Consider the following 11,959-nt stretch of genomic DNA (forward strand, 5'->3'; position numbering starts at 1 on the left):
AAATTTTCTCGAAAAAATAAAAAGATAATTGTTGATTATTCTATTTTATTCTTACCATATATTTTTATAACGAGTAACATCTCTTCAAGAAAAAGATGACGGTTAAGTTTAGGTAGATTTAAGTCAAGAGGCTGCCTTTTATTATCGTTTTTATTGGTGGTAAGAGTGGTGATAAATATTGTTTGCGGATAAAAGGTAAAGTCATTTATGGATGTTCAGCAGTTAAAAAAAAGGGCCGCTGTTAAAGCGCTTGAATTTATTGAAAATGATATGCGGCTTGGTATCGGATCTGGTTCAACCGTTAATGAATTTATTCGTCTTCTTGGTGAGCGTGTTGCGAATGGTCAGCGGGTGACAGGTGTTGCTACTTCACGATATTCTGAACAACTCTGTCAAAAGTTTGGAGTGCCTGTTAGCACTTTAGAACAAATACCTGAATTGGATCTTGTTATTGACGGAGCAGATGAAATTGGTCCTGAGATGATGCTCATTAAAGGGGGAGGGGGGGCATTGTTGTATGAAAAAATTGTCGCATCGGCATCTCATGCAATGCTTGTCATTGCTGATGAGACAAAGATGGTCAAAAGACTTGGTGCTTTTGCACTACCGATTGAAGTGAATCCATTTGGTGTCCATACAACATGCAAAGCCATTGAAAAAGTTGCTGAAGATTTAGGACTTTCAGGAGAAATTGCATTGCGAATGAATGGAAAAAATCCTTTTAAAACAGATGGTGGTCATTTTATTCTTGATGCATCTTGGGGATGCATTTTGCAGCCTAAATTATTATCGGATGCGCTTCTTGCCATTCCTGGCGTTGTTGAGCATGGTCTTTTTTTGGGGGTAGCTTCACGTGCAATTGTCGCTATGGCGGATGGTCAAATAAAAGTTTTAGAACCATTTAATTTTTAGAAAAGATTTTTACATGGTTATATGTTAGCACAATAAAAAAGATTTTGAGTAGAGTAACGAATTTAAATTATAATTAGCGATTGGGGTAATCATTCAATGAGAGTAATATTTTCTTTTCAGCGTTTTTTCATATATTTTGGTGCAGTTTCCGTTTTTTTTGTGAATATTGGAATGGTTCATGCACAGGGTGTGAGTGATCAACATTTAGATTCAGCCCGAAAGACGATTAGGGCCATTCATGCAACGGATCAATTTGATAGTTTTTTACCAAATGCAGTCCATGATTTCAAAAATCAACTGATCAGTGATGATCCAAATTTGGCAACAGCTATTTCTGATATTGTTGATAAGCACGCGCTTGCTTTAGTTAAAAAGCGCTCTGATCTAGAGAAAGAGATTGCTCATGTGTATGCAAAATATTTTACTCAAAAAGAGCTTGATGCAATCACAGCATTTTATAATTCTGATACGGGTAAAAAGTTTTTGACAGAAGTTCCCAATATTGCCCGTGATTCCTATTCTGCATTTGATGTATGGCGTTCTGCTCTTATGCAAGATCTTGTAGAAAATGTGAAAAAGGAAATGTCTGAAGCACTTAATTTGGATAATTCTACGATGCCTACAAAATCAGAAGCTTCAGAAAATAAATTAGAAGCTTCAGAAAATAAAAAATAACTTGATTTGATTGATATCATAACAGCAATCAGCAATTCTGATTTTTTGATAGCGGCGGTTTTCCCGCCGTTTTTAATATTTTAATTAAGAGTCTGTCTTTTTAGACTATTGCTTTATAGAAAAATGCTTCTTTAAAAGAAAAAAGACTTTCATTTGATAATAAATGACCTTAGCCTATTGTTGAAATATATGAGAAGGAATAGTTCGTGGGTTCTTTTGATTTTGATTTATTTGTTATTGGAAGTGGTTCTGGTGGGGTGCGTGCAGCGCGGCTTGTTGGAGGGCTTGGTAAGCGTGTCGCTATAGCAGAAGAATATCGTATAGGAGGAACCTGTGTTATTCGTGGTTGCGTTCCCAAAAAGCTTTATGTTTATGCTTCACAATATGCAAAAGAATTTAAGAAAAGCGTTGGTTTTGGATGGAAATATGCGGATCCAATTTTTAGTTGGGAAAAGTTAGTTGCGGCTAAAAATAAAGAAATATCAAGATTAGAAGGGCTGTATCGTCAGGGTTTAGAAAATAACAATGTGCATATTTATGAAAGTCGGGCTACTTTTATCGATGATCACACATTAGAGCTTTCTGCTACGGGTGAGCGGGTAAGGGCGGAAAAAATTTTGATTGCAACAGGGGCAAAAGTTGCACCAAATACGACCATAGAAGGCGGTGATTTTTGCCTAACTTCTAATGAGATTTTTGATCTTGATGAACTCCCAAAATCAATAGTCATTGTTGGTGGAGGGTATATTGGTGTTGAATTTGCTAATATTTTTCATGAGCTAGGTGTAAAAACAACACTCCTTCATCGTGGTGATTTAATTCTCCGTGATTTTGATCATGATTTGCGGCAATTGCTCAGCGATGCAATGATTGAAAAAGGGGTTTCTATTCTCTATGGAGTAACAATTTCTAAAGTGCAGGCTGCCGGAAACTGGTATGATGTTGTTTTATCAAATGGGCGAACGATCAGCACTGACCAAGTTCTGTTAGCCACGGGACGGATGCCCAATACCGCCGGTTTAGGACTTGAGAGAGCAGGTATAGAAGTTAATGAGTTTGGGGCTGTTGTTGTTGATGAGAAAATGACAACAAATATCTCTCATATTTGGGCTGTAGGGGATGTAACGGGTCATATTCAATTAACACCTGTTGCGATACATGATGCAATGTGTTTCGTTAAGACAGCATTTGAGAATATTCCCACAAAGCCCGATTATGATTTAATTACAACAGCAGTTTTTTCACAGCCCGAGATTGGAACTGTAGGTCTTTCAGAAGAAGAAGCGATACAGCGCTATAGGCGTCTTGAAATTTATCGTACAGTTTTTCGTCCTATGCGTAATATTTTTTCCGGTAGTTCAGAGAAAATGTTTATGAAGCTCATAGTTGATGGTGAAAGCCATATTGTTGTAGGGGCTCATATTTTAGGAGAAAATGCTGGTGAGATGGCACAACTTATTGGAATATCTCTCAAGGGCAAGCTGACGAAGGATATTTTTGATGAAACGATGGCGGTGCATCCAACGATGGCAGAAGAATTGGTAACAATGTATAAACCAAGTTATATATATGAAAATGGGAAGAAAATAGAAGATTAAACAATAACCCATAGTGTGGTAAAAAGTTTTTGGTATGCCGAGCTGTAAGCTTAATATTTAGAGAGAGAATAATGATAAAAGAATGGGCACCTAACTCTTGGAGAGAAAGGCCAATTAAACAAGTTCCGACTTATCCGGATAAGTCTATATTAGAAGATGTTGAGCGAAAGCTGAGAAGCTATCCTCCTTTGGTTTTTGCTGGTGAGGCACGTGATTTAAAAAATGAATTAGCGGCTGTTGCAAAAGGACAAGCTTTTTTATTACAAGGTGGAGATTGTGCCGAAAGCTTTGCAGAACATGAAGCTGATAATATCCGTGATTTTTTTCGTGTTTTTTTGCAAATGGCGATTGTTCTAACTTTTGGTAGTTCTAAACCCGTTGTTAAAATTGGTCGTATTGCTGGTCAATTTGCAAAGCCTCGCTCTTCTGATATTGAAAGCAAAGAAGGAGTTGAATTTCCTGTTTATCGGGGGGACATTATTAATGGTATTGAATTTAGAGCCGGTTCTCGTATTCCAGATCCGCAACGGATGTCTATGGCTTATCGCCAATCTGCGGCAACACTTAATCTATTGCGTGCTTTTTCACAAGGTGGCTATGCTAATTTAGAAAATGTTCACACATGGATGTTGAGTTTTGTTTCTAATAGTCCACAGGGAGAACGTTATGAATTATTGGCAGAGCGTATTTCTGAAGCAATTGATTTTATGCGTTCTATAGGAATTACATCCAAAACACATTCTTCATTGCGTGAAACATCTTTTTATACCAGTCATGAAGCACTTTTGCTTGGTTATGAAGAAGCTTTGACGCGGATTGATTCAACTTCAGGAAATTGGTATGCAACATCTGGCCATATGTTATGGATTGGTGATCGTACACGTCAGATTGACCATGCTCACGTTGAATATTGCCGCGGCATTAAAAATCCTATAGGATTAAAGTGTGGTCCTTCCCTTGAGCCTGATGAGCTTTTAAAATTAATTGATATTTTAAATCCTGAAAACGAACTAGGGCGGCTTACTCTTATTACGCGCTTTGGTTATGATAAGGTTGAAAGTTATCTGCCTAAACTCATCCGTGCCGTTGAGCGCGATAAGCGTGAGGTTATATGGTCATGTGATCCAATGCATGGCAATACAATTACTGCCAATGGTTATAAGACCCGTCCCTTTGAATATGTTTTAAAAGAAGTAGAGAATTTTTTTGCAGTGCATCGTGGAGAGGGAACGTATCCAGGAGGCATTCATATTGAGATGACAGGTCGTGATGTCACTGAATGTACGGGTGGGGCGCATGCTATTTCTGTAGATGATTTGTCTGATCGTTATCATACACAATGTGATCCACGATTAAATGCAGATCAAGCGCTAGAATTGGCTTTTCTTGTTGCTGAACTCCTTAAAAAAAATCGTACAACTGATCCATTAGCAGTCGCTGCTGGTGGTTAGAACAAAATTCGCCCAATATTTTTTATTTTAGATCATTGTGACAGAAGAGAATTTTTAAAAAAGTGATATTTTTAATGATAAAGAATAAAGTTGTCGTTGCCAAACTGATGAAGTGATACAAAGGTTTATGAAAAATAATTTTCGGGTAGCAGTTGCCCAATTAAATCCTGTTGTCGGTGATATTGAGGGAAATTTTTCTCTAGCTGTCATGGCACATCAAAAGGCTCAAGAAGAGGGGGCTGACCTTGTTTTATTCACGGAGCTTTTTATAAGTGCTTATCCACCGGAAGATCTTGTTCTAAAACCTGCTTTTACAAAAACATGTGAAGAGGCTGTTAAAAAATTAGCAAAAATAACTGTAGGCGGACCAGGAATCATCATCGGTCTTCCATTAAGACGTAATGGCGAAATTTATAATGGTCTCATGCTTCTTGATGAAGGGCGAGTCATTGCTGAAAGCTTAAAATTTGATTTACCTAATTATGCTGAGTTTGATGAAAAGCGTCTATTTTCTTCCGGTCCACGTCCTAAGCCTATTGTTTATCATGGAATTCAATTAGGAATAGTTATTTGTGAGGATCTATGGAATGACTTCTCTCTTAGTACAGAGCTTAAAGATAAAGGCGCTGAAATTATTCTTGTCCTTAATGGATCTCCCTACTATCGTAATAAAATATTAAAACGTATGAACGTTGTTCATACGCAGGCTCTACAATCTGGAGTGCCAATTATCTATGCTAATCAAGTTGGAGGTCAAGATGAGCTGGTTTTTGATGGGGGCTCTTTTGCCTTGAATGGACAAGGTAAAAAGGTGTTTCAAATGAAACATTTTGAAAAACATATTGCTTTGAGCCATTGGCAACGCACAACGACAGGATGGGACTGTATTTCAGGTGTTAATGAAAGTCTTCTCAATGGATTAGCCGCCGATTATCAAGCTTGTGTTTTGGGTTTGAAAGATTACGTTAATAAAAACGGCTTTAAGGATGTTATTCTTGGTCTTTCTGGAGGGATTGATTCAGCACTTTGCGCGGCAATGGCGGTGGATGCTCTTGGTGCTGAGAGGGTCCGCACTGTTATGATGCCCTATCATTATACCTCGCATGAATCATTAAAGGATGCTAAAGAATGTGCGGATCTTTTGGGATGTCACTATGAAATTATACCGATTGCACAACCAGTTGAAGCATTTTTAAATACAATGGCACCTGTTTTTTTAGGGTTGTCTCCTGATGTCACAGAAGAAAATCTTCAAAGTCGTATACGGGGTACACTTTTAATGGCTCTTTCAAATAAATTCGGCTCAATGGTGGTAACGACAGGCAATAAATCAGAAATGGCTGTAGGATATGCAACATTATATGGTGATATGAATGGCGGATTTAATCCTCTTAAAGATATTTATAAAATGCAAGTTTATGCATTAGCTGAGTGGCGCAATAAAAATCACTTGCATAATTTGAAAGGACCAAAAGGAATTGTCATTCCATCCAATATTATAGAAAAAGCACCTTCTGCAGAGCTACGGGAAAATCAAAAAGATGAAGATTCTCTACCGGCTTATCCTATTCTAGATGATATCCTACAATCTCTTGTAGAAAATGACATGAGTATTGGTGATATTGTTCAACGTGGATATTCATGGGAAACTGTTGAGAAAGTTGAACAGCTTCTTTATGCCGCCGAATATAAAAGGCGCCAGTCTGCACCTGGTGTAAAAATCAGTTACAAGAATTTCGGACGCGATCGTCGTTATCCCATTGTCAACCATTTTCGTGATAAAAGTTGAGTGTTATTTTATGGTTAAAGTTCGTTTTGCTCCTTCTCCAACAGGTTATCTTCATATTGGCAATATCCGTAGTGCCCTTTTCAATTGGCTTTATGCGCAAGCGCATAAAGGAGAATTTATTTTACGCTATGATGATACAGATGTTGAACGTTCTAAACAAGAATATATCGATGCTATTGCTGTTGACCTTGAATGGCTAGGTATTCAACCAGATGCAATTTATTATCAATCTAAGCGATTTAATCGATATGATGAAGTAGCAGAAATTCTCAAACAACGTGGTCTTCTGTATCCCTGTTATGAGACAACGGAAGAATTAGAGCGGCGTCGTAAAATCCAGCTTTCACGCAAATTGCCTCCTATTTATGACCGTACAGCATTGAAGTTGACAGAAGAAGACAAGCAAAACTTTGAATCACAAGGTCGTAAACCCCATTGGCGTTTTCTTCTTCCTAATTTTGAAAATGATCCTTTGCAAACAAAGAGAACAGAAGTTTGCTGGAATGATGCCGTAAAGGGAAAGCAGACGATTGATTTGGCTTCTCTTTCAGATCCTGTTCTTATTCGTAAAGATGGCACCTATCTTTATACATTACCGTCTGTTGTGGATGATATAGATATGGCCGTTACACATATTATTCGCGGTGATGATCATATTACAAATACAGGTGTTCAGATTGCACTTTTAAAAGCTCTCGATGCAGAATTACCTGTTTTTGGTCATACCAATTTATTGGCAACAGTTTTAGGAAAAGGATTTTCAAAACGTAATAATGATCTTTCTATTCGCTCTCTACGAGAAGAAGGATTTGAATCTATAGCTGTTCAGTGTCTTGCTGTTTTGATCGGGACATCACAAAATGTGCATCCCTATCCCCATCAAGCAGCGCTTTTAGAGCATTTTAATTTACAAGATACATCAAAATCAGTTGCAAAATTTGATATTGCAGATCTTTGTACTTTGAATAGTCATCTTGTTCATGAATTAAATTATGAGGACGTTAAAACACGTCTTAACAATCTTTCTATTGAAGGAGAAAAAGCGGAGTATTTCTGGAATGCGATAAGAAGCAATATTGATAAAGTCAACGATGCTGTCTTGTGGTGGAAAATCATTCACGATGAAAAGAGTTTTGATACAGTGGCAGTAGAGGACCATGAATTCGTGCAGCAGTCACTCAATTTCTTACCTGAAGGTGTCTTGAAGGATGAAAGTTGGCAAGTTTGGACGATCGCATTAAAAGAAAAAACGGGTCGGAAAGGAAAGTCTTTATTTATGCCATTACGTCAAGCACTTACGGGCATGGATCATGGACCTGAAATGGGAAAGCTTTTGCAGCTTTTAGGGCGCGAAAAGGTAATAGAAAGACTCTCTAAGAAATAAGAAAAACTTTTTAAAGGCATCTTTTATTTATTTTATGCTTACAGAAAGTAAAGAACGAGTCTATTTACGCGTTTTTATAAGCATGAATGCAGGAATATCATCACCAAATCCAAGGGGTGTGTAATTCTTATTTTTTCGAAAGCATCGTTGCTCAGATGGATTTTCTGTGCCTTTCATGTTTTTGATATAATCTATTTTATTCTCTTTTACAGTTCTTTTAGGGGGAGCAGTAGGCTTCTTCGGAGCAGTTTTCTTTGATGATTGTGAAGATTTTTTCTTTAAAACAGTATTTTCTGTTTGATCATCGATTATTAAAGTCGAAAGATCTCCATTGAGCCATTCAATTTTTTCATTACTCATTTCCTCAATGGCGTTGATATATTTTTGATCAGCTTTTGTGACGATTGTAAAAGCTTTTCCGCGACGATTTGCACGACCTGTACGACCAATTCGATGAATGTAGTCTTCAGCATGTGTAGGAACATCATAATTAAACACATGACTTACCGCTGGGATATCGAGTCCACGGGCAGCAACATCAGAAGCAACCAGAAGTGTCAGTTTATTATTTTTAAAATCGGCTAGGGTATTCATGCGTGAATATTGATCCATATCTCCATGAAGTGCACCTACATTAAAGTTATGTTTGACGAGTGAACTAAAAAGTTCAGAGATATCTCTCTTTCGATTACAGAAAATAATAGCATTTTGAAGCTCGGCACCTTCATTTTGGATAAGCTCTCGTAAAACTGCTCTTTTATCCCATGACTTATTTCCAGATTTAACAAGCCGTTGTGTAATTGTGGTCGCTGTTGAGGATGCTTTTGTAACTTCAACAGATACAGGAAAATGTAAAAATTGTTTCGTTAGCTTTGTAATTTCTGGCGCCATTGTTGCAGAAAAAAACAAAGTTTGACGCGTGAAAGGGGTTAGTTTACAGATACGTTCAATATCAGGAATAAAGCCCATATCTAACATACGATCAGCTTCATCAATAACAAGGATTTCAACACCCATCAGGAGTAATTTACCACGCTCAAAATGATCAAGAAGGCGCCCTGGTGTTGCTATAAGAACGTCAGCTCCTCGTTCAAGTTTACGATCTTGGTGTTCAAAAGAAACCCCACCAATTAAAAGAGCAACATTTAAACGATGATTTATTCCGTATTTATCAAAATTTTCTTCAACTTGAGCTGCGATTTCTCGTGTTGGTTCTAAGATGAGCGTACGAGGCATTCGTGCTCTTGCACGACCTTTTTCAAGGAGAGTGAGCATAGGCAATACGAAAGAGGCGGTTTTACCCGTTCCTGTTTGAGCGATTCCTAGGACGTCTTTTCTTTGAAGGACATGAGGAATTGTTTCACTTTGAATAGGTGTTGGAACTGTATATCCCACTGACTTTACTGCATTAATAACCTTTTCGGAAAGACCTAAATCATCAAAACTATTCAAAGATGGTATCATTTTTTATCAATTGCTCTGTGCTTTTAACTTCGCTATCTCAATGATAAGTACAACAAATATTCTCCACTCTTAAAGAGTGTTAAGATGCTTTTTAAAAAAGCCAACTATAACAATCATATACATATAAACCGCATAATACAATCATTAATAGCGAAATTGTTCTGATAAAATGCGCTCATCCCATGAATGACTTGAGTCAAAAAGGATTGAAACTGTTACTTCTGTTGCCATTGAAATAGTCACCGAATGGACAGATTTAACTTCAACGTTATCAGCAGCAGCATTGACAGGGCGTTTGTCAGGTTCAAGCATATCAAAACGTACCGTTACTGTATTGGGTAGCAATGCACCATGCCAACGTCTAGGGCGAAAAGGGCTAACGGGAGTAAGGGCCATAAGGGGGGCCATAAGGGGGAGAATAGGTCCTTGTGCTGATAAATTATAGGCGGTTGATCCTGCTGGTGTCGCGACAAGGACGCCATCGCAACTTAATTGTTCCATGCGTACGTTATTATCAATGGTTATGCGAATTTTTGCTGCTTGATAAGATTGTCGAAAAAGGGATACTTCATTAATTGCAAGTGCCTCGATAGATTCTTGACATTCAGCTTTTGCAATCATGCGCAAGGGATGAATTTCTTTTTTATGAGCGACAGCAATACGATTGGGTAATTTTTTTCATGAAATTCATTCATAAGAAATCCTACAGAACCTTGATTCATGCCATAAATAGGCTTTCCAGTATTCATAACATCTCGTACGGTTTGTAACATTGTTCCATCACCACCGATTGCAACAACAATATCAGTTTCTTCCAGAGAAGAATGACCATAAATGGAAATTAATTTATGCGTAGCTTTGATAGCTTCCTTAGTCTCTGCGGAAATAAAATGAAAGCGACTTGGTAATTTAGTCATTTAAGAATTATCCTGATAATTATAACTTATTTTTTAACTTATTTTTTGAAAATTTTGAAGTTGTAATAAAAGCTCCTTTTATAATAAAAGGGGGTATTGAAGACAAAAGGAGAAGTTATTTCAAGATAAAGTATCATCGTAAAAAAGAAGATTATGCGTCGTTATATAATTTACAAATAAGTAATTTTTTTTACTAGAATGATAATTTAACATTGAAGCTGAGAGTATGATTAGTTAAAAGACCACAACTGATTTTAATAATCAATTTGAAGCACCCGTAGCTCAGTTGGATAGAGCGCTGCCCTCCGAAGGCAGAGGTCACAGATTCGAATTCTGTCGGGTGCACCAAACTTCTCAACTTGATATCATCCTAAATAACAATATCACCTAAAAAGAAAAAGATTCCTCTTTTATGAAAATAGCCGTTTGAAGTGTTTATTAAGTTTCACAGCGAATAAGCAAATGATTTTAAGAGAAGTAAAACCTATGGCTGCATCTATAATTTCTCAGTTACCATTTTGAATATCGAGATAAAAATTAAGGCTATCTCAATATGCTTGAGACTTAATTATAAGCATATATAACATAAAAACACATTTAATTCAATATGTTATTTTATAACTAATCCAGTAATCAGTAATGTTGACAATAATCATTCAATATGTCCATTTAGTTTCTTAAATAAATGATTAGACTTTTCTTTTATTCTCTGAGATTCAGTTATTACTATGATGAGGTAAAATGTAGATGAGGAAAAAATGATCGGTGAAGGGAATAAAGGGAATGAAGGAGAAAATAATCATCAGGATTTGCATTATTTTTAAATAGCTGTATTCGGTATGGTTCTTATGATTTTGGGGATAGGGATTGGACGACTTTTCTATACACCGATATTTTCAGTTATGTGGGTGAAGGATGGTTCACCTTTAATCAACTCTCTTATATAGCGAGCGCTAATTATGATGGTTATTTAGTTGGGAGTCTGTTTTTTTGCATTTTGCAGAGTTGGGAATATATCCCGTGCTCCCTACGTGTTATTTGGTGCAGCCATAGTAACGAGTGTGCTTATTTTTGCAGTGACGTTAACAACAAACTTTTACTTGGTTGTCTTGATCAGCTTTGCTGATGGTATTGCAAGTGCAGAAATGATGATTTTTGGTTTTATTACGGTTATGCAGCATAGTCACAATCTACGGGTTATTGCTTCGCCCTATGTAGGTGTAGGAGTTGGTATTCTATTGGGTAAAGAGTATGTTATTATCGGTTTGAGTAAATCACTGGATGCGAAAAATATTTGGTTTGGAGCTGGTTTAATATCTATTATCTTGTTGTTCTTATTGTTTATTTTATTTCCGCGTCGTGTTGATAGGTCTCAATTTTCTATTAATGAGCCATTGGTACACGAAAATATTGTTTGGTGGGAACTCGTTCTGCTTTATGGACTTGCAGGATTTGGTTATATCATTGTTGTAACATATCTTCCTTTTATGGCGAAAACGTTTAATTTTCAACTGCTTACTAATAACTTATGGTCGTTTGTTGAAATAGCCATAGTTCTCAGTTGTTTTATTTGGTTATGGGGAGAAAATCGATGGGGAGTATTACGTTGACTGATGCTCAATTTGCTTATTCAAGGAGGATGCGTATGACTGACATTAATTTAGCCAGTCTCCTGTACTGGTTGTTCTCAGTTGCATAGGGTTTGGATTTATCTTTATGGGTACGACTTCTTTAGTTATGCTGTTAGCTAAGCGTTTGCGCGCACCGTA

Annotated in this window: 9 protein-coding genes, 1 tRNA gene and 1 pseudogene; 9 read left to right on the plus strand and 2 right to left on the minus strand. The window is 37.0% G+C overall.

All coding sequences use genetic code 11. The features are described 5' to 3' along the window. The first annotated feature begins 207 nt into the window (after positions 1-207). From rpiA to gltX, 6 genes are all read left to right on the plus strand, one after another. A complete protein-coding gene (gene rpiA, locus BN338_RS06165) occupies positions 208-912 on the plus strand; it encodes a ribose-5-phosphate isomerase RpiA (protein WP_039760081.1) in 705 nt (234 codons plus the stop codon). A gap of 96 nt (positions 913-1,008) precedes the next feature. Beyond that, entirely contained in the window at positions 1,009-1,587 is a 579-nt protein-coding gene (locus BN338_RS06170; protein ID WP_039760083.1) for a DUF2059 domain-containing protein, read from the plus strand. 206 nt (positions 1,588-1,793) lie between these two features. After that, positions 1,794-3,185, plus strand: coding sequence for a glutathione-disulfide reductase (gene gor / locus BN338_RS06175; protein WP_039760085.1), 1,392 nt, complete (start codon positions 1,794-1,796; stop codon positions 3,183-3,185). Positions 3,186-3,256: 71 nt separating this feature from the next. Beyond that, on the plus strand, positions 3,257-4,636 hold the full coding sequence (locus BN338_RS06180) for a class II 3-deoxy-7-phosphoheptulonate synthase (protein WP_039760086.1): 1,380 nt from the start codon (positions 3,257-3,259) through the stop codon (positions 4,634-4,636). Positions 4,637-4,763: 127 nt separating this feature from the next. After that, complete coding sequence (locus BN338_RS06185) at positions 4,764-6,425, plus strand: NAD+ synthase (RefSeq protein WP_039760087.1); 1,662 nt, start codon at positions 4,764-4,766, stop codon at positions 6,423-6,425. 10 nt (positions 6,426-6,435) lie between these two features. After that, on the plus strand, positions 6,436-7,809 hold the full coding sequence (gene gltX, locus BN338_RS06190) for a glutamate--tRNA ligase (RefSeq protein WP_039760089.1): 1,374 nt from the start codon (positions 6,436-6,438) through the stop codon (positions 7,807-7,809). A 60-nt stretch (positions 7,810-7,869) separates the two neighbouring features. Here gltX and BN338_RS06195 read toward each other — a convergent pair whose 3' ends face one another. Both BN338_RS06195 and BN338_RS06200 read right to left on the minus strand, forming a co-directional pair. Next, on the minus strand, positions 7,870-9,273 hold the full coding sequence (locus BN338_RS06195; RefSeq protein WP_039760090.1) for a DEAD/DEAH box helicase: 1,404 nt from the start codon (positions 9,271-9,273) through the stop codon (positions 7,870-7,872). 144 nt (positions 9,274-9,417) lie between these two features. Then, positions 9,418-10,190 (minus strand): annotated as a pseudogene (locus BN338_RS06200) (NAD kinase). Positions 10,191-10,461: 271 nt separating this feature from the next. Here BN338_RS06200 and BN338_RS06205 point away from each other — a divergent pair. From BN338_RS06205 to BN338_RS06210, 3 genes are all read left to right on the plus strand, one after another. Beyond that, a tRNA-Arg gene (locus tag BN338_RS06205) sits at positions 10,462-10,538 on the plus strand. A gap of 556 nt (positions 10,539-11,094) precedes the next feature. Beyond that, the gene (locus tag BN338_RS13515) at positions 11,095-11,316 is read left to right on the plus strand and encodes a YbfB/YjiJ family MFS transporter (RefSeq protein ID WP_280109521.1); all 222 of its coding nucleotides are present in this window, start codon (positions 11,095-11,097) and stop codon (positions 11,314-11,316) included. After that, the gene (locus BN338_RS06210; protein ID WP_280109522.1) at positions 11,222-11,800 is read left to right on the plus strand and encodes a YbfB/YjiJ family MFS transporter; all 579 of its coding nucleotides are present in this window, start codon (positions 11,222-11,224) and stop codon (positions 11,798-11,800) included. Before BN338_RS13515 ends, BN338_RS06210 begins: the two co-directional genes overlap by 95 nt. The last annotated feature ends 159 nt before the right edge of the window (positions 11,801-11,959 follow it).

This window comes from Bartonella queenslandensis AUST/NH15, from assembly GCF_000312585.1.
In the GTDB taxonomy this organism is placed as follows: domain Bacteria; phylum Pseudomonadota; class Alphaproteobacteria; order Rhizobiales; family Rhizobiaceae; genus Bartonella; species Bartonella queenslandensis_A.